Source organism: Streptomyces sp. NPDC004658 (genome assembly GCF_040609555.1).
GTDB lineage: Bacteria > Actinomycetota > Actinomycetes > Streptomycetales > Streptomycetaceae > Streptomyces.
Window position 1 is genome coordinate 1 of the sequence record NZ_JBEXKG010000013.1, and the last position, 17,932, is coordinate 17,932.

General features: G+C 70.9%; 14 protein-coding genes and 1 pseudogene. 3 read left to right on the top strand and 12 right to left on the bottom strand.

Translation table 11 applies throughout. The features are described 5' to 3' along the window. The 5 genes and pseudogenes from ABZV94_RS07690 to ABZV94_RS07710 all read right to left on the bottom strand — a co-directional run. A pseudogene (locus tag ABZV94_RS07690) lies at positions 1–503 on the bottom strand (hypothetical protein); the annotation flags it as partial. A 262-nt stretch (positions 504–765) separates the two neighbouring features. Then, positions 766–1,536 (bottom strand): TIGR03936 family radical SAM-associated protein, encoded by a 771-nt coding sequence (locus ABZV94_RS07695; RefSeq protein WP_356338263.1) that lies wholly within the window; start codon positions 1,534–1,536, stop codon positions 766–768. A gap of 46 nt (positions 1,537–1,582) precedes the next feature. Next, positions 1,583–2,695 (bottom strand): hypothetical protein, encoded by a 1,113-nt coding sequence (locus ABZV94_RS07700; RefSeq protein WP_356338265.1) that lies wholly within the window; start codon positions 2,693–2,695, stop codon positions 1,583–1,585. Between the two features lie 37 nt (positions 2,696–2,732). Beyond that, positions 2,733–3,332, bottom strand: coding sequence for a hypothetical protein (locus ABZV94_RS07705; protein WP_356338267.1), 600 nt, complete (start codon positions 3,330–3,332; stop codon positions 2,733–2,735). Between the two features lie 406 nt (positions 3,333–3,738). Beyond that, entirely contained in the window at positions 3,739–4,857 is a 1,119-nt protein-coding gene (locus ABZV94_RS07710) for a glycosyltransferase (RefSeq protein ID WP_356338269.1), read from the bottom strand. Positions 4,858–5,142: 285 nt separating this feature from the next. Between ABZV94_RS07710 and ABZV94_RS07715 the strand changes: the two genes are divergently transcribed. Further along, complete coding sequence (locus tag ABZV94_RS07715; RefSeq protein ID WP_356338271.1) at positions 5,143–5,877, top strand: hypothetical protein; 735 nt, start codon at positions 5,143–5,145, stop codon at positions 5,875–5,877. Positions 5,878–5,942: 65 nt separating this feature from the next. Here ABZV94_RS07715 and ABZV94_RS07720 read toward each other — a convergent pair whose 3' ends face one another. Then, positions 5,943–7,262 (bottom strand): vanadium-dependent haloperoxidase, encoded by a 1,320-nt coding sequence (locus tag ABZV94_RS07720; protein WP_356338273.1) that lies wholly within the window; start codon positions 7,260–7,262, stop codon positions 5,943–5,945. A 133-nt stretch (positions 7,263–7,395) separates the two neighbouring features. After that, positions 7,396–8,268, bottom strand: coding sequence for a LysR substrate-binding domain-containing protein (locus tag ABZV94_RS07725; RefSeq protein WP_356338275.1), 873 nt, complete (start codon positions 8,266–8,268; stop codon positions 7,396–7,398). Between the two features lie 141 nt (positions 8,269–8,409). Between ABZV94_RS07725 and ABZV94_RS07730 the strand changes: the two genes are divergently transcribed. Together ABZV94_RS07730 and ABZV94_RS07735 are read left to right on the top strand one after the other, a co-directional pair. Then, positions 8,410–9,621, top strand: coding sequence for an MFS transporter (locus tag ABZV94_RS07730; RefSeq protein ID WP_356338277.1), 1,212 nt, complete (start codon positions 8,410–8,412; stop codon positions 9,619–9,621). Positions 9,622–9,806: 185 nt separating this feature from the next. Continuing rightward, on the top strand, positions 9,807–10,409 hold the full coding sequence (locus ABZV94_RS07735; protein WP_356338279.1) for a hypothetical protein: 603 nt from the start codon (positions 9,807–9,809) through the stop codon (positions 10,407–10,409). Between the two features lie 149 nt (positions 10,410–10,558). Here ABZV94_RS07735 and ABZV94_RS07740 read toward each other — a convergent pair whose 3' ends face one another. The 5 genes from ABZV94_RS07740 to ABZV94_RS07760 all read right to left on the bottom strand — a co-directional run bounded on the left by ABZV94_RS07740 (position 10,559) and on the right by ABZV94_RS07760 (position 17,821). Next, positions 10,559–11,185 (bottom strand): hypothetical protein, encoded by a 627-nt coding sequence (locus ABZV94_RS07740; protein WP_356338281.1) that lies wholly within the window; start codon positions 11,183–11,185, stop codon positions 10,559–10,561. A 336-nt stretch (positions 11,186–11,521) separates the two neighbouring features. Further along, a complete protein-coding gene (locus ABZV94_RS07745; protein WP_356338283.1) occupies positions 11,522–12,160 on the bottom strand; it encodes a DUF1963 domain-containing protein in 639 nt (212 codons plus the stop codon). Positions 12,161–12,488: 328 nt separating this feature from the next. Further along, the gene (locus ABZV94_RS07750; protein WP_356338284.1) at positions 12,489–12,638 is read right to left on the bottom strand and encodes a hypothetical protein; all 150 of its coding nucleotides are present in this window, start codon (positions 12,636–12,638) and stop codon (positions 12,489–12,491) included. A gap of 11 nt (positions 12,639–12,649) precedes the next feature. After that, the gene (locus ABZV94_RS07755) at positions 12,650–13,081 is read right to left on the bottom strand and encodes a hypothetical protein (RefSeq protein ID WP_356338286.1); all 432 of its coding nucleotides are present in this window, start codon (positions 13,079–13,081) and stop codon (positions 12,650–12,652) included. 24 nt (positions 13,082–13,105) lie between these two features. Continuing rightward, positions 13,106–17,821, bottom strand: coding sequence for a DUF6531 domain-containing protein (locus ABZV94_RS07760; RefSeq protein ID WP_356338288.1), 4,716 nt, complete (start codon positions 17,819–17,821; stop codon positions 13,106–13,108). Positions 17,822–17,932 lie beyond the last annotated feature (111 nt).

A 17,932-nucleotide genomic window follows, 5' to 3' on the forward strand; every position in this document is an offset into this window, starting at 1 on the left:
GCGATGACCTCGCTCATCCGCATGGTGGTGCCGAGTTCGACCCCCTTCATCAGGGAGACCAGGACGGTGCCGGGGGCCAGCAGCCCGGTCCAGGCGGCGAGGTTGGCGCGCAGGGTCTGCGAGGGGACGGACAGCACCGTGAAGTCGGCGGCCTCGGCGGCCTCGGCGGACACGGGCGAACCGGCGGGCGCGGACGCCCGGCGGGTGGCCCGGCGGCGCGGTCGCGCGGGAGCCGCCTCCTCGGCGGGGGCGGCGGCCTCTTCGGCAGCGGCCTCTTCGGTCCCTTCGGCCGCACCGGTCTCGGTGACGTCCTCCGTCACCTCGGTGACCTCGTCGGCCTCCGCGGCCGGTATGGCCGGCACGGTGACCTCCGTGGGCGCCTCCGCCGCCGCGGCGGGCGGGCCCGCCGGGCGAGAGGCGGCACGGCGACGCCTGCGCGGCGGCAGGGTGTCGCTGGGAGTGTTCAGTTCGGAACCCTCGTTGGGTTCGGTCGGTTCGAGCATGCGGGCGTTTCTCCCGTCAGGCTCCCGGGCGCCGCACCTGGTCCGGCGCCGGCCTCAAGGGACCGTCCGCCGTTGACGTCCGCGGCCCGCGCGATGCGCGATGGCCGCCGTCCGGGGCGCGGGCGCCGCACGGGAGCACTCTGTGTCCTGTCTCGCCGGTTCCGTACGCCTTGTCGGTACGGCCTGGCGAAAGTCTTCTGGTCGGTGCGCTGCCCGACCCAGGTGGCTCCCGAGTACGAGGGCGGCGCTACGACGTCCGTCCCTACGCGGGACCTTCCGGCGCCGTCGCGGCGGCGGCCGGCTGGGCCGTCAGGGCCCCGGCAGCCTCGCGGTCGGGCGCGAGCGGGTCGGTCACCGTGCCGGTCTCTTCATCGAACAGCCCCTGCGCCAGCCTGGTCACCGCTGCGGGGACCGGCGGCGCCAGGTCGGCCACGGCGCGGAGACCGGACAGGACGTCGTCGGGTCGTACGGCAGGCGTCACGTGCCGAACAACCAGCCGCAGTATCGCACAGGGCTGGTCGGTCGGCCTATCACCCGTCGCACCGTGCGCCTCCAGGCTCACCACGGCCGGGCGGGCGTCGAAGGTCCGGACGCCGTTCTTGGTCAACCGCTGCACCTCGACGGTGCCGGCCTTCGTGAAGGCCTCGACCGCGCGCTCGGCGTCGGCCGGGTCGACACCGTCCAGCCGCAGCTCCCAGACGGAGGCCGTCAGCCGGTCGGCGAGGCCGGAGGTCCGCGCCTCGACCGCCTCGATCACATCGAGCCCGGCGGGCAGCGACTCGTCGAGGAGGACGCGCAGGGTCTCGGGATCGCGCGCTTCGGTGAGCGCGATCTCCAGGTACTCCGCCTCACTGCCCGTGCCGGTGGGTGCGGCATTGGCGTACGACACCTTCGGATGCGGCGTGAACCCGGCCGAGTACGCCATGGGCACCTCGGCGCGGCGCAGCGCACGCTCGAAGGCGCGCTGGAAGTCTCGGTGGCTGGTGAACCTCAGGCGGCCGCGCTTGGTGTAGCGCAGTCTGATGCGCTGCACCGCGGGTGCGGGCGGCGGGCCTTCGGGCTGTCGCTTGCCCAGTGTCCTAGTCCTTCGTGAGAGCGGTCGTACTCCTACCAAGAGTACGTGTGTCGCGGGCCACGGGTTCCCGCCGGTCCACCGCGACCGGCTGCCGGGGCTCGCCGAACAGCATCCGGCGGACGTCGGCGCGGGCCTGCCGCACGGTGTCCCGGGCCGTGGCCAGCGCCTCCCGCGCGACCCGGCCCACCGCGCGCAGGCCCGCGGCGACGGGCCGCAGGACGGCGTCCCGCACGAGGTGCCCGACCGGGGTGAGGACGGTCCGGTACACCCAGCGCACCGGCTCCACGAAGATCCACCGGAAGAGGGTCCCCAGCGCGCGCCCGACCGCCAGGGAGATCCGGCCGGCGACCCGCCAGGCGTGGCCGAGGGCCTCGCCCACCTCGCGCGCGACGACGGCGAGGAACCGTCCCACGGGTGCGAGCACCCAGCGCCACACCGCGAGCGCCGGCAGCACGAACAGGACACGCCCGGTCCAGTACAGGGCCAGACCGGCACCGGTGACGACCAGCCCCAGCACCCGTCCCACTCCCCGAGCGCACCGGACGACGGCCCGGCCGACGGGTGCGAGCACCCAGGTGTACAGCCACCGCGCGGGTACGGCCAGCAGGTACCGCAGCAGCCACGCGACGGCCGTGAACACCCCCGCCCCGAGGGCGGCCAGGACCGCGCCGACACCCTTCAGCAGCCAGGCCACCGCGTGCCCGACCGGGGTGAGCACGCGCGCGTACACCCACGCGAGCCCGGCGCCGGCCCCGTACGCCAGCCGGGCCAGGGCGTGCCCGACGGGCGTGAGGACGTGGCGGTGGCACCACACGGCCGGGACGACCAGGAGGACGGTGCCGAGCCAGGCGAGGGCCCGGCCGGCGGGCACCAGGACGTACCGCCACAGGCCCACGAACGGCCACACGAACACGGCCCGGCCGGCCCACAGCAGGGCCCGCCCGAGCGGCCTGAGCACGGTGTCCCGCAGAAACCGCCCGGCGACGACGAGCGCGTCCCACACCATCCGCACCGGCACGACCAGCACCAGGACGACGATCCGCACCGGGAGGCGGACGGCGACGACGAGGCACCCTTCGGGCTGGTGGGACGCGGGCGGCGGCTTCTGGAGGTCCATACAGGCGTAGACGCGCGGGCCGCCCGTTCGGATCCGGTCAGGTCACGCGCGCTTTGTACGACTCCGGATAGCGCTGCGTGAACTTCACGGCGAGGACCAGCAGAGCGATGGGGACGACCCAGTTGAACCAGTCGTCCTGGGCCGGGTACCGGACGGCCAGCCAGGTGGAGACCGTCATCAGGGCGAAGGCCGCCCCCCACAGCGCCGTCAGCACCCGGTTGATGTGCCGGAAGACGGGCGAGTCCCAGAACTCCCGGGGCGTCTGCTCACGGGCGTACTGAGCGGTGAAGGGGTCGGTGAGCAGCGAGCCGAGTGCCACGACGGCCACCAGCCCGTTCGAGATGACCTGCGCGTACGTCTCCAGCCAGGCCAGTTCCCCGCGGTCCAGCGCCAGCGCCAGGACCGAGAGCACGGCGAAGAACACGATGCCGGTCACGTCGAGGACGCGGAGCGTGCCGTGGAGCATGTCCTGCGCCGACAGGACGACCGAGGCGACCAGCGCGGCGAGGGCCGCGTACTCCCAGGTGCTGGGACTGGCGACCACGCCGAAGATGATCCAGGGGGCGAACGAGAAGAAGACGCCACCGGTGCTGACGGGCTTCCTGACCGGGGCTTTCGTCGCCGTCTGCTGCGCCATGGGAGGCCTCCCGTCGGTTCGCGCGGCCACCCCCCTTCTTCCTCCTATCGTGCCGCCGGGAGAGCGCCCGCCGCCCGTCGTGCGCTCCGGGTGGCCGGCCGTCCGCCTCCGCCGTGGCGGACGGTGACGCGGAGAGGTGGTTCACCGCCGGGGCGGGTGGTGAGCGCGCGGGACGGCTGGCTGCGCGCCGCCGATCAGTTCCGCCTGGACGCTGCTCGGCGCCCCGGCGGTCGCCCGCGGCCACCGCGTCCAGTCGCCGTTCGCCCTGCTGGCCGAGGTGTCCCGGTACGACCTCACGCCCGTCGCCGGCCGGATCACCGCACCGCTGCTGATCACCGGCCCGGACGGCGAGCGGTACCGGCCGGGCGCCGCACGGGAGTTGTCCGACCCGCTGCCCGGCGGCGCGTCACCTCTTGCGGCCCCGGCCGGGCCGCTGCCGGCGCCCGGGGGCGGAGGGGGCGTGCGGCGCCGAGAACTGCCGGTTGGCGATGACCTGTTGGCGGATGGCCTCCGGCAGGTCCGGCCGGGCGAGCAGCAGGTCGCAGGCGCGTACGGCGGCGGCGTGGTCGCCGACCCAGTGGGCGGTGAGGGAGAACTCGAACAGCAGCCCCCACCGGTACACCCAGGGCCGGGTGAAGAGCACGTCGTCGGGCTCCGGACTGCCGATCACCTGGGAGAGGAGGGCGTGCGCGGTGCGGTACCTGCCCCTGGCGCGCAGCCGGGACGCCAACTCGTAGCACGCTTCGAGGCGTTGGGGCCGCGCCTCCCAGGCCCTGCTGAACGCGTCCATCGCCCCGGGCCAGTCGTCGGTGCGCTCCGCCCGCAGGATCCCGGACTCCAGCAGGGAGACGTAGACCTCCTCGGGCCAGCCGCCCATCGCGGCGCGGCGTTCGTAGAGGGCGACGGCCTCCCCGGCGTGTCCGAGGTCGCGTTCGGTGTTGGCCAGGTAGAAGACGGTGCGCGGGTTGTCCGGGTCGCGGTCGAGTTCGCGGCGCAGCAACCGGGCGTCGCGCTCGAACTTCTCGGCGCGGCAGCCGCCGTCGGCGTGGTCCTCGACGACCAGCGCGTCGAGGTTCTCCTGGGTGTCGGGCGCGTCGGTGCACGGGTACTCGTGGGTGACGCCCTCGTAGCGCCACTCCAGGTCGCCGCGCATGAGGTGCTTGAACCGGTGCTGGGTGCCGGGAGTGTCGTAGCGCAGCATGTACGACGTCGCGGTGAGCCTCGGCAGCGGGGCGTCCTGGCGCAGTACGTGGTCGGCGTCCAGGGTGAGCAGGTAGTCGGCCCTGCCGCGGGCGCGGCGGATGTTGGCGGTGCGGTTGTGCCCGAAGTCGACCCACTCCTCCTCGACGAGTTCGCCGGGGATGCCGTCCAGCACCTTGCGGATCAGTTCCTGGGTGCCGTCCGTGGACCCGGTGTCGGAGATGACCCAGGTGTCGATGAGGGGTCGTACCGACGCGAGACAGCGCTCGATGACGAGGGACTCGTTCTTGACGATCATGCACAGGCACAGGGTCTGCGGCTTCACGGCGGCCAATGTGGCACATGCCCCTCGCCGGGCCGCCGCCCCACGCGCGGACCCCGTGCCCGGGAGCCCCGAACGGCCGCTCCGCGGAGCGAACGGGTGACAGACCGTGAACAATGACCCATCAGACGGCATGGATTCGCCCGACCTGGGGATAAGAGGCCCCTTTTGGCTCGTACGAATCGGCCGGTCTCGAAAGTTCGGGTCACGCTCGCACTGGAGTCCGGGATCTCCCCCGGACAAGAGTCCGGGCCCCGCCCGGACCGCTTCGAGTCAAGGAGCACGACTATGAGTCCTGACCGCAGGACGTCCCCGCTCGGTCCGCTGGCCCGGGACGGGGTCAGGAAGGCCGGGATGCTGGCCTCGCTCGCCCTGGTCCTCGCCGCCGGAGTGGCCAGCCCCGCCGCCGCGGCGGCACACGGCATGAGCGTCCAGGCGGCCGCCACGGCCCGCGCGGCGGGCGGCGAGGGGTGCGACGACCACCCCCACCACGATCCGAAGGCCCCCGCCACGACCGCCAACGGCGGCGACAACGGCTCGTGCCCGACGACCGGGCCCACGGGTCCGACCGGCCCCGCCGGCCCCACGGGCGCCACCGGACCGACCGGCTCCACGGGTCCGACCGGCCCCACCGGACCGACCGGCTCCACCGGCCCTGCCGGGCCGTGCTCCGACATCGACGCGGTCCAGTTCAACAACGACTACGAACTACGGGCCGCGCTCACCGGCGGCCGGACCTACGCCGGCATCCGGGACGTCAGCGGTGCCGTGCCCGGCTTCCTGTGGACCGACCTGAGCAACCTGCCCAACTATCCGAGCACGGCCTGCGGCGTCGCCATCAACGAGCACAGCAACGGCCCGAACAGTGTCAAGATCGACGTACTGACCACCGGCGGGCAGGTCTGGGAGACGACCTGCTCGGAAACCACCTCACCGCCCCCGCCGCCGAGCCATCCCATCCTGACCTGTACCAACCCCTGGGTCCTCCAGCACTCCCCGACCCCGGACGTCGTCAACGGCTAGCGCGGCCCCACCGCACCCGAGCCTCCTCCCGGTGGGAGGAGGCTCGCCGCCGCACCGTCGGGGGGTCAGCCCGTGCCGCCGCCGCACACCGGCTCGGCCGGCCTCGGCGGGCGCGACCGGGTGCCGGCCCCGGCGAGCGGCCGGAAGTAGTGGTCCAGCGCCCAGGCGGCCACGCGGGTGCCGGCCCGGCAGCCGGCCACATCCGCCGTGCGCGAGTGGACGCCGCCCCACACACGGGCGTCGACGACGTCCCGGTCGAAGGCGTCGGCCGACCCGTAGAACCGCGTGGTGCCGGTGACCTCGGAGCGGACCCGGAGATCGATGCGCGACGTGCCGAGCACACCGGTCAGGGCGCGTGCCACGGCACCGGCGACGGTCGTGTGCCCGGCGAGGTAGTCCGGGTGCGGCGGGGTGGGCAGCAGCGGCTCCCAGGCCGGGTCCGCCGTCGTCGCGGGATTGCCGTCGGTGTCGGCGAGGCGGATCGCGGTGATCGGCCGCCAGGTGCCGTAGTGGAGCTTGGAGTCCCACGCGGTGACGACTGCGTCGGTCGCCGACGCGTTCACCGCCGCGAACAGCCGGGCCGTCTCGGCGATGCCGAGCCGGTGCCGGGCGGCGTGGTCCCGTACCGCTGCCTGGACCTGTCCGATCAGGTTGCCGCTGAAGAAGAGGGCGGTCTCGGTCTGCCGCGCGCTCCTGCCCGAGCCGGTCTTCGCACCCATGGCCTTCAGTTCCCGGATGTCCCGGGCGTAGGCGGCCGAGGACAGGGCGGGCGGTCCGCCGGGGCGGAACTGCCGCGGGGAGACGAGCAGCAGGGGTCGGAGCCTGGCGAGCCAGGTGTCGATGAAGGGCTGGAACGCGGGCGGTGTGGGCCGCCAGACCCCCGGTGCCGGGGAAGCGGTGAACGGAACGTCCGCGAACCTGCCGTCCCCTTCCCGTAGTTCGACGACACGGGCGGCGGCACGTCTTCCGTACTCGACGCCCCGGTCTCTGGCCCGGCCGGCCGGGACGGCGGCGAGCGAGTCGGCGTAGGCGGTGTCGAGCCGCTGCTCGAAGGCCGGGAAGTAGGTGAGCAGCACGTCGTGGGCCGCGGTGGCGGCGGCCGCCGCGGAGGACGCCCCGGCCGGACCGCGCTCATGCCATTTGTACAGGGCGTAACGGCCTTCGATCCCCACCACGGCGTTGTACACGGCGACGGAGACGAACCCCTCCCAGATCGCCGCCTGCCCGGAGGGGCGTGGGCCGAGACTGGCCGTGATCGTGTCGGTGGCGACGGCGTTCCACTCGCGGACGACGGCGGCCGGATCCACCGCCGTCCGGGCATCCGCGTCGGGGGGACGTGTGGCGGCGGTGAGCGCCACGAGGGCGACGGCTGCGAAGGCGCACACGAACGACCGGACAGCTGAACGGGAAGGAGCGGCAAGAGAGGGCTCGTGAGGCACGGCGTGCTCCCTGGAGTCGGGTGCCCAAGGGGTAACAGCGCCCCACCGCGCGAGCAAGACAACGCGCCGGGAACAGGGGTCAATAGGCCGCGAGCAACTGCTGGAGCAGAGCAGCGGTGGCTTCCCCGGTCGAGGTCCGCGTCACGACGTTGAACTCCCAGCTGATGCGCTCGTGCAAAGGGACGACCACGATGTCTTCGCTCGGCGGGATCAGCAGCTCGGGAAGCAGCGCGATGCCGAGGCCGCTGGCGACGAAGACCGGGATCGAGCTGGTCTCGGTCGCCTCGACCACGACGTCGCGCACCACCCCGCGCGCGCCGAGCGCGGCGTCGAGGACGTCCCGGTTGCCGAAACCGACGGGCGCGTCCACGAAGCGCTCGTCCGCGAGGTCCTCCAGCGCCAGTCGCGCGCGCGAGGCCAGCTCGTGGCCGGCCGGGAGGAGGACCGCGTAGGGCGTTGTGGCGAGCCGGTGCACGGCGAGCCCCGGGCCCGCGGTGGCCGATGGGAGCCCGTACAGGCTGAGATCGAGCCGCCCCCGCCGCACCGCGTCGGCGAGCTCCGCCGAGCCGGACGACGACGCGCGCAGCCGGAGGTCGACGAGCGGGTGTGCGCGGTGAAAGGCGCCGATGACGCGCGGGATCGCGAGGTAGCTCACGCTGGAGAACACCCCGATGCGCAGTTCGCCCCGCAGTTCGCCTCGGGGGTCGGCCGCGGTGCGGGCGCGCGCCTCGGCGTCGGCGAGCGCGCGAAGCGCGGGCAGCACCGCCTCTCCGGCGGCGGTGATCCGCACCCCTCGCTGGTCTCGCTCGAAGAGCGCGGTGCCGAGCTCTCGTTCCAGCGCCCGAACGCCGGCGGAGACGGTCGACTGCGCCGCGTAGACGCGTTGCGCGGCACGGGTGAAGCTCAGCTCGTCGGCGACCGCGATCGCGTACTGGACCAGTCGGGTTTCCAACGCCCTGCCTCCCGGCCTCTCCGTCTCCCGGCGTCTCTGTCTGCCGGGCCTCTCTGTCTTGCCGGCTTCATCGTTCACATCGATGACAGTGACCAAGAGTATGCGTTGGACGCGATGACATGCGGTGCCGAGCATGGAGGAATGACGACCACTGCCGCTCCGGCCCGGACCCCAGCCGGCGAACGACTTCCCCATGGGGCGGGGTTCTGGATCATCGCGCTCGCCTTCGGCACCCAGCTCGCGTTCTGCGCCATCCCGACCCCCCTCTACGCGATCTACCAGCAGCGCGACGGCTTCCCGACGATCGTCCTCACCGTCATCTTCGGCGCCTACGCGGTCGGGGTCATGCTGAGCCTGTATCTCGCGGGCCACGTCTCCGACTGGCTGGGACGCCGACGCGTGATCCTCGGCTCGCTGCTCATCAACCTGCTCGCCGCGCTCCTCTTCCTCGTCCGGAACGACGTCGCCGGCCTCATCACCGCCCGCTTCGTCAGCGGACTCGGCATCGGCATCCTCACCGCCACGGCGACCGCGCACCTCTCCGAACTCGGTGCGACCGCCCGCCACGCCAAAGGCCGCGTCGCCCTCGTGTCGACCTTCGCGAACCTCGGCGGCATCGGCCTCGGCCCTCTGATCGGCGGGCTCATCGCGACCTGGTCCACGCGACCGCTCATCACCCCCTACGCGGCCTTCGCCGTCCTCCTGGCCGTCGAAGGGATCCTGGTCGCCTTCGTCCCCGAGACGGTGGAGCGCCGTGAGGAGCGCCCCGCCTACCGCCCGCAGCGCGTCGCGGTGCCGGCGGCGGGGAGGAGCGCGTTCTGGGCGGCCGGAGCGGCGGCGTTCGGGGCGTTCACCGTGTTCGGCACCTTCATGGGACTGTCCTCGACCTTCCTCGTCGGTCTCCTCGGGCTGCATTCACACCTGCTCGCCGGTCTGTCGCCCTTCGTCGTCTTCATGGCGGCGGCCCTCGCGCAGATCCTCACCGTGCGGCTGGCGACGCGCCCACAGATCGGGCTGGCCATCGCACTCGCCGCGCTCGGGCTCGTGAGCATCGGCGTCGCCGCCGTCGTCGCCTCCCTTGCGCTCTTCCTCGTCGGCGGCGGGGTCGCGGGCGCGGGGATCGGCATCCTGTTCCGAGCCGCCCTCGGCACCGTCGCCGCGGTCGCGGACGCGGAGCGCCGCGGCGAGGCCCTCGCCGGCATCTTCCTCATCGCCTACGCCGGGATGACCATCCCGCCGCTCCTCACCGCCGGCGCGCTCAGGATCTGGCCCACCGTCACCGTGCTCGTCGGCCTTGTCACCGTCGCCGCGATCCTTGTGGCGGCCTCCGGCTCCCGGATGCTTCGACGGTGAAACACTGGTCTGGCAGCGGTGTACCCGTGAACGCCATGTGTGGCCGCTCGCCGGGCACCAGCGCTGTCCGGCACCACGAAGACGAGCAGGACGGCGGTCCGGTGAACGGCTCTTCCCGCTACGGGACTCCCGAGGCCCCCGTCGGGGACGACGGCAGCGGCCGTGGTCGCCGACGAGGGTGGCTCGTGGCAGGCCTGACCACCGCCGCGCTGACCGTGACCGGCGCCGTGGTCGCCGCGGGATCGCTCCTCGGCGGCGGCGCTGACCGGGCGGCCGACAGGGGGGCGGACACGCGGTGGGCCGAGGGGATCACGCCCGAGTGGATGAGCGAGCACATGGGACTCGACGTCCCGGCCACAGCCCGGTCCGCTCAGGCCGCCTACAAGGTCACGTCCCGCTTCGACACCGGCCTCCTCACCTTCACCCTGACCAGGTCCGAGGCCGAGGCCTACCTCGCGAAGCACCACCCGTCCGGCACGTGGCTGACGCCGACGGCGGCCCAGCCCGACACACCTCCGTCGGACTTCACCCACTTCGGGCTGCCGGAACCCGAGACGTTCAAGGACGGCACACGGTACGGCGACGTCTGCCCCGGCACCGACGACGAGCCCGCCGGCACTCCGGGCGCCCTCACCACCGATCCGTACGACACCCCGGACGCCGACTGCACCAGTCTGTACGCACACGAGTACGCCCCGAACCGCACCCGCATCTATCTCCGCACACACTTCGAACCAGGCATCAGCCCCCTGCCGACACCCTCTTCCGCACCGACAACGGCACGCTGAACCGCGCGAGGGGCTCCTCGGCCGCCGAGGAGCCCCTCGCCGTCGGCTACTTGTTCACCACGGTGAGCGGCAGCAGCTTCTTGCCGGTCGGGCCGATCTGGATGTGCGTGTCCATGCATGGTCGCCGAGCCGACGTGCGAGCACGGGCTTCAGTCCGTGTCCCTCCGATAACAGCTTGCGGAATCGCCAGAAGAGGCGAACTTGGGCAGGTCGTTGCGGAAGAAGCGAATATTTTGGCTCGGTGGCTGCGGGTTTGTCAGCTCCTTCACAGCTGCCTGTGAAATGATCAGACAGAACCTCTTGATCAATGGCGCGCGCCCCACTGAGCCGAGCAGCTCAAGGGATGCTTCGTATCGGCCTGCCCGGTACATCCAGTTGCTGGCCAGGAACATGAATGATGGCTGTTGGGGTTTGTCCTGGCTAACGATGAATGGAGCGGGATCACTACTCCAAGTAGGATCAACTGTGCCTGAACTCGGGTTGTATGCCCATGTGTCGCTCTCCCGCCAATAAAAAGCTGGCCTCTTCGACGAAGAGATCGAATCAGTAGGGGTGAGCTGCAAACGCGCGTCGCGGATCACTGCAACATTGTCACTCCTGAACCTGGTGGCGACTGTTGGCTGCACGTAGAGCCCAACCTCGTTGCCGTTTTTTTCGAGGCGAATTAGGTGAGGAAGGGTCACATCAAGAGTAGGTTGCCGCTGCAGTACGGCGAAGTTGTAGAGCGAAATGGCCAGGGCGCCAACAGCAGCAGCCGTCGCGGACCACTTGTGCACAGACTCGAAGCGTCGCCTCCTACGAGACTTCGCTGGCCTCCTCGCAGCGTCTTCCATGGCTCGAGTCTGCCCATGCGCAACCCTTCGTCCGGCGTTTTGCTCCGAATGAGCGGCGCCGAAACACCCGACCGGAGTCTCGCCGTCTCGTGATGGGGATCCGATTCGGCAGCTACCACCGACGCCATGGCCGCCTGACTACTTGGGCCAGCTGGTCGTGCCACTTCTGTGGCGAGTCCCGGCCTTCGAGAGTGGCACAGCCGGGGATTGTCCTTGACCCCGCTATGCGAACTTTGGGCTCAGTGGTCACTCAGGTTCTCTCAGCCGATAGCCCGATGATCAGCATTGCCACAGGAACGAGCCTTGCTCGCACGGCTGGCATGCGAAGGCGTATCCGCAGCCTCCTCCGCCGAAGTTCATCGCCGTCTGGTGGTCGCGGCCCTCTTCGAGTTGGGCCATGAAGCTCATCGGCTCCGCGCACGATGGGCATGCCGGCGTCTCGTCGTGCTGCAGCCACGACGGGGCGCCGCCCAGCTGGCCGAGGACATCCCGCAAGGGACGGCCCTGAGCCTGTGACCAGCGACTGCGCACCTCGGGGTAAGGGGCCGTGTCGGCCGTCGTGCAGTCGATGCCACAGGTCTCCGGCAGCAGTGTCTCGCCTTCCGCCGGCACTGGGGCGGCTGTGAGTCCGGTGCGGGCGAACAGAAGCGCCCGGTTGCCGCCCGCGACCGGATCCCACTCGTCGCACAGCCCCGGGTCGTTCTGGCACATGAAGATCGACAGGATGCGCTCCGCCGGCGCGGTCCCCTGGGTCCGGGAGGCGTTGACCAGCAGCTGCGCGAGGAACTGCATCGGCCCTGCGCACGCCCCGCACTGCGGCCAGACGAACCCGGCCGGAACCAGCGGCACGCCCCCGGTGCGTGTCGCCAGCGCCTGGTCGTCGACCGGACCGGCATATGTCATCAAGGTGGTGATCACGGTTGGGAAGCCTAGATGGCCCTGCACGCACGATCGCCCGCCGAACCAGAGGCTTCCGCGGAGCCAAACAGTCACGCAGTCACGCAGTCACGCAGTCACGCAGTCACGCAGTCACGCAGTCACGCAAGGACCGTACAGACCTCCGACCCACTCCACCTCGGAAACGATGTACGGGGTACTTCCAGGGTCCGGCAGCGGCGTCCGAGAGGAAGCCTGCGGCGCCGACGGACGAGGGGGCGAGGCGCCGGCCGCGACCAACGCAGCCGACAACTCCTCCTCACCCACCCCCGCCAACGCCTCAAACACCCGATCGCGTGCCCAGCTCACGTCAGTGCGAGTGACCACTCGCAGCCGGCGCCGGACCCGCGTTCTTGACCGTCAGCGGCAGCAGCTTCTTGCCGGTCGGGCCAATCTGGATGTGCGTGTCCATCTGCGGGCATACCGCAACGGCCTCATAACGGAATAATGCGGTGGTCATGGACCTCCGGATCAACCCAGGCCCGGCTCCGCCGACGCACCGTCCCAGGTGAACTCGTAGCGATTCGTCTCTCGGTCGAAGGTCAGGCCGATGTCGACGCCGTCGATGCCGCAGTTCTCCCGCAGGCACTCGATGACAGCCGCGGCGGCGACTTCCTCCTGGTAGTCCGCGAGCATGGGTACGTCCCAGTCGCGCACGCGTACGAGCAGGGCATCGGCGCCCTCTCTCAAAGCGTCCAGTTGCCCGACCACCAGTCCGAGGCCGAACGCCATCCACCTCTCGTCCGTCGTGGGAATCCCCTGTGGCGGCAGCCACCAGACGTGTGAGTCGTCGATTCTCCGCCCCTCACTGGGCGGCTCGTCGATCGGCTGCACGTCGAGCGTAACGCGGGCGACAAGCCCCCACGAGCCGATACGCCTCTTGTAGATGTAGGTGAATGCCACGTGTGGTCTCTCTCTTCTCCGTCCTCAGAGGAATCTCAGCCGACCGAAGACACGGGAGTGGAAGTAGTGCTCTGTTCCCATGTTGGTGGGACGGGAGATGTAGTCGTAGTCATGTGGTTCCCCACGCCCGTACATGATGCTGTGGCGATCGATGAATTCGTCCATCTCGGTGTCGCTCATGGTGCCCACGTGGGCCTGGTTCATGGCGGTCAGGTCCGACTCGCTGACGCGGAACGGCATGATCTCCACGTCAGCCCCGCGCCGGTTTCGCAAGAGTTCCGCGTAGCGCTCCGCCTCTTCCCGTGAGCCCCACGAATACACTCCGGGACCCAGGTGAGCCCGGTGCTCGTCGGTCGGCCACGGAGTTCCGTCCGCCCTGAGCCGGGCTGCGTTCTCGCGGTCCTGGACCGTGTAGAACTCCCTCTCCCCGCACTCGGGCGCAAGGCCGAGTGGATCCGCCCAGCGCTGCGGGTTCGGCACGTAGGTCTGCGGGTTCGGTGCGGGGGCGAGGCCCAGGGGATCGGCAGTGAGGTAACGGGCGGTCTCCGGGTCGTAGTGGCGGAAGTAGTTGTAGTGCAGACCTGTCTCGGGGTCGCTGTACTGGCCGGGGAAGCGCAGAGGCGTGTAGGTGGTGGCGTCCTTGTTCCAGGTGGTGGTGCCCCACAGAGTGGTACGGGTGCGCCAGGCAATGTCACCCTGCTCATCGACCAGCTCGCGCGGCGAGCCCACGAGGTCGGTGACAATCGCGAAGAAACGCGAGTCGATCTCCTGCTGCGGGGCGTCGGCCACGGTGATGCGCTCGGTCTGGGCGATCGGTCTCAGGCCCTGGTGGTCCCAGGTGAGCGTGACCGGGTGCGGCAGGCCGGCGGAACGCGTGGTCTGCTCGCACAGCGTCGTGCCGTCCCAGGTGAAGTCGACGCGTTCGACGACCGTGTCGCCGTCGGCGGCGAGACGGAGCTTCGCCGTGCGACGGCCCAGCGGGTCGTAGGTGTAGCGCCAGCGGGCACCGTCCGGGGTGGTCACCTGGACGAGCCGGTCCTCCGCGTCCCACACGTAGCGCCATGTCTCCGGCTTGCGCGACAGCCGGGTCTTCTGGCGCAGGATGATCCGCCCCAGCGCGTCGTGCTCATAGCGGACGCTTCCGGCGCGGGTGATGCGAGTGCCGGTGTACACGCGCTCGCCGGTGGCCTCCTGGCCGGGGTGCAGGGCGGGCCACGAGGCCTGCGTCTGGTTGCCGGCGGCGTCGTAGGCGTAGGTCTCGGTCCAGTTCTCGGCACGGACGGCGATGACGCGGCCGGCCGGGTCGAGGTCGAAGTGTCGCGAGCCGTTCAACCGGTCATCGAGGGCGGCGAGATGGCCGTCACCGCGATACGTGTAGGCCCGGCGCTGGAGGATGCGGTCGTCGCGGCCGACGGCCGACTGGGTGGCGAGTCGGCCCAGCGCGTCGTACGTGTTGCGCAACGTGAGGAAGTCACCGACGTGCCGGATGAGTTCGCGGCCCGCAGCGTCGTAGGAAATGTCGACGGAGCGGCCGGAGGCGACCAGACCGGTACGGCGGCCCGCAGCGTCGTACGACCACGTGGTGGTCGCTCCGGTGGGGGTTGTACGCCCGACGCGACGGCCCAACCCATCGTAGTGATACAGGAGTTCGCGGCCGTCCACGCTCTCCGAGCAAACGAATCCGTACTGGTCGCGGGCGATGGACAGACGGGTACCGTCGGGGCCAGTGGCCTCGGCGAGGCGGCCGCTCGCGTCGTAGGCGTAGGTGGTGACCTGGCCGGCGGCGTCCTTGCGGACGATCTGGCCCAGCATGTTGCGCTGGAAGACGGTGGTCTCGCCCAGGGCGTTCGTCCGGGCGACAAGCCGACCCGCGGCGTCATGCCGGTAGGAGAGCGAACGGTCGTCGAAGTCCGTCTCCATGACCAGGCGGCCGGCTGCGTCGTGGATGTAACGCCAGCTGACGCCCTGGGGGTTGGTGACCTGGGTGAGGCGCAGCTCGGTGTCGTGACCGAACTCGTGGCGCACGCCGTCGGGGGTCGTGCGGGCCGTGAGCAGATCGAAGTGGGTGTACTCGAAACGCGTCTCGCCACCGAGCGGGTCGATGTAGGTGGTGCAGTTGCCCTCGCCGTCGTAGGTCCAGGACTCGCGGGTGCCATCCGGCAGAGTGCGCCGGGCCAGTCGGTTCTCGGACGTCCATTCCAGCCGGGTCGTCGCGCCGGTGGGGTTCGTGCGGGTGACGGGGCGGCCGAGGGCGTCATGGGTCTGGCGGGTGACCGCGCCGAGCGGATCGGTGATCTCCTGGGGCAGGCCCGCCTGGTTGCAACGGATGGTGGTGACGTTGCCGAGCGGGTCGGTGACCGAGGTCGGGCGCCCCGCCTCGTCGTAGGCGAAGTGAGTGATGTGGCCTGCGGGGGTGGTGATGGAGGTGCGGTTGCCGCGCTCGTCGTATGTGTACCGGGTGACGTTGCCGTCGGGAGTGCGGACGCTGACAGGCTGCGGGAACTCACCGTATTCTGCGATGGTCTCGGTGCCGTCGGGGCGTACCGCCGAGACGAGCCGCCCCGCGTCGTCGTAGCGGTGGACCACGGTATGGCCCAGGGGGTCGGTACGGGACAGGAGGTTGTCCCGGTCGTCCCAGGTCTGGGTGGTCGCGTTCCCGAGCGGATCGATGATCGCGACGATCTGGCCGCGTGCGTTGGCGCGGTAGACGGTGGCGTGGCCCAAGGAGTCTGTGTAGGTGACGGTGGTGGTGCCGTCGGCGTCCGGATCTCCGTACGCGATACGGGAGGTGAGGAAACCGCCGCTCCCCTGGGTGGCGGTGACCCGGCCCCGGTCGTCGTAGGTGTAGGTGAAGACGGTGTCGTTGCTGTCGCGCCAGCCGGTGATGCGATGGGCGGAGTCGTAGGTGAAGCGGGTGGTCGCGTCGACGGCGTTGACCACCTCGGCCAGGTCTCCGCTCTGGTCGTAGTGATAGCCCCGCAGCCGCACCGGACCGTCCTCTGTCAGGGCGTGCACAGCGGTCACCCGGCCGGTGCCCTCGGCACAGGTCGATGTCAGCCGGTAGCCCCCGGAGTGGATGACCTCCAGCAGGGTGTCGCTTGCGTCGCGTTCGAGGATGATGTGGTTGTGGTTGCGGTCCTCTAACCTGGTCAGCCACCACATGCCCTCGGTGGCCTCGGCGGGTTCGAAATACCGGGTCAGGCCGGTGTGCGGGTCCTGCACCACCAGCAAGTACCTGGCGCCCCGCGACACGTATGTCAGCGGCAATCGCTCGCCCGCGACCGGGTCGACGCGGTCGCCGACGATGTCCGGGGTGCGCGGGTAGTAGAGGCTGGAGCCGTCCTCGCGGCGCCACCACACACCGTCCGCATCCGGGTCGCGTTCCAGGCGCTCGTCCAGGGTGGAGGCCCAGGACGGGCCGAAGCAGACGCCGTGCGTGTAGCCGGTCAGGTGGGTGCGGCGGAGGATCAGCGGGAGGATGCCGGGCAGGTCGACGTCGGTCTGGGCCAGGATCATCTGGCCGGTGGCCATGTCGATCGGGTCGCCGCAGGTCTCCTTGTTCGCCAGGGCACGGGCGTCCTTGGAGCGCTGCAGCAGGTCCGGATCGTGCTTGTCGTGGGCGTCGGTCTTGAGGTGGGAGCCGGAGCCGGTGAGATGGTCGCCGCCGTCCTTGCCGTGGCCGTGCCCGCCCAGGCCGATACCGTCGATCTTGCTGCGGATGTCGAGGTCGTTGTGCTTGTGCAGCCGGGAGGCCGCCCTCACCCGGTCCGGCACGGTCTCCGTGATGTGCTTGGCGATCTTGCCGAGGGCCTTCTCGGAGCCGTGCAGCGCGCCTTCCAGGACCGAGTCGAAGGCCCGGGTGAAGGGGTCCTTGCCCTTGGTGCGGCCGAAGAAGCCCTTGGCCCGGCCGAGCGGCGCCGCGCTGTTCAGGTGCAGTTCGCCGCCGTGGAAGGAGACCTTGCCGGCGCCGCTCTCGAACTCCTCGTGGTCGATGAACAGATCCGCGCCGCCTGAGCCGCCACCGCCCACCGAGGCCAGCACGAAGCCGCCGCTCGCCCCGCCCGCCGAGGCCAGCTGCATGCCACCGTGCCCATGACCGTGACCATGCCCGCCGGCATCACCGCCACCGGCGTGCGGGCCCGCGTCGGCCGGGTCGGGAGGCAGGGAGAAGGCGTCGTTGGCCAGGTTCAGCACCGCGTCCTCGACCATCGCCTCCAGCTTGGCGTTGACCGGCTCGCTGACCTTGGCGATCAGCTCGTTCACGATCTGGTCGGCGGCCTCGTCGATGATGCGTTTCACCAACTGGCGCATGGCCGTGACCTCAGCCGCGCCGAGCACGGCGGACAGGCCGCCGGTGAGGAAGGCCGCGCCGATCGACAGGCCCACCGAGCCCGCCATGACCGCGAGTTCGGCCTCCGCCTTCGTCTTCATGCCGAAGATCACGTCCGCGACCACGTCACAGGCGTCGGCGAACAGACGGGCCAGCTCCGGGATCTTGTCCAGGTGGCCGGCCTTGACCTGGCTCCAGTGGGTCTGCATCGAGTGCACGGCCCACCCCTTGGACGAGGCGAGGATCTGCTCCACCGCCTTGTGCGCGTCCGCGCCGTGGCCCTCGAACTTGTCGGCGAACTCCCGCATCGCCGTAGCCATATGGCGGTAGTCGTCCTCATCGACGTTCGGGAAGTGGATGCCGACGTAGTCCAGAACCTGATCAAGCCAGCCCGGAATCGTGTAACCCATCCCCGTCGTCCCCCGTGTGTCCCGCACAGCCCGGCGCCAGGCTGCTCTGCGTGCTTCCGAACCCTACCGATGGAGGACGTTCCGGATGGCGCCCTGGTTGCGCGGGACAAC

Bases quoted from the DNA above. Each gene is read 5' to 3' on its own strand.
- ABZV94_RS07700 (WP_356338265.1), bottom strand. From the start codon at position 2,695: ATGGACCTCCAGAAGCCGCCGCCCGCGTCCCACCAGCCCGAAGGGTGC.
- ABZV94_RS07705 (WP_356338267.1), bottom strand. From the start codon at position 3,332: ATGGCGCAGCAGACGGCGACGAAAGCCCCGGTCAGGAAGCCCGTCAGC.
- ABZV94_RS07715 (WP_356338271.1), top strand. From the start codon at position 5,143: ATGAGTCCTGACCGCAGGACGTCCCCGCTCGGTCCGCTGGCCCGGGAC.
- ABZV94_RS07730 (WP_356338277.1), top strand. From the start codon at position 8,410: ATGACGACCACTGCCGCTCCGGCCCGGACCCCAGCCGGCGAACGACTT.
- ABZV94_RS07750 (WP_356338284.1), bottom strand. From the start codon at position 12,638: ATGACCACCGCATTATTCCGTTATGAGGCCGTTGCGGTATGCCCGCAG.
- ABZV94_RS07760 (WP_356338288.1), bottom strand. From the start codon at position 17,821: ATGGGTTACACGATTCCGGGCTGGCTTGATCAGGTTCTGGACTACGTC.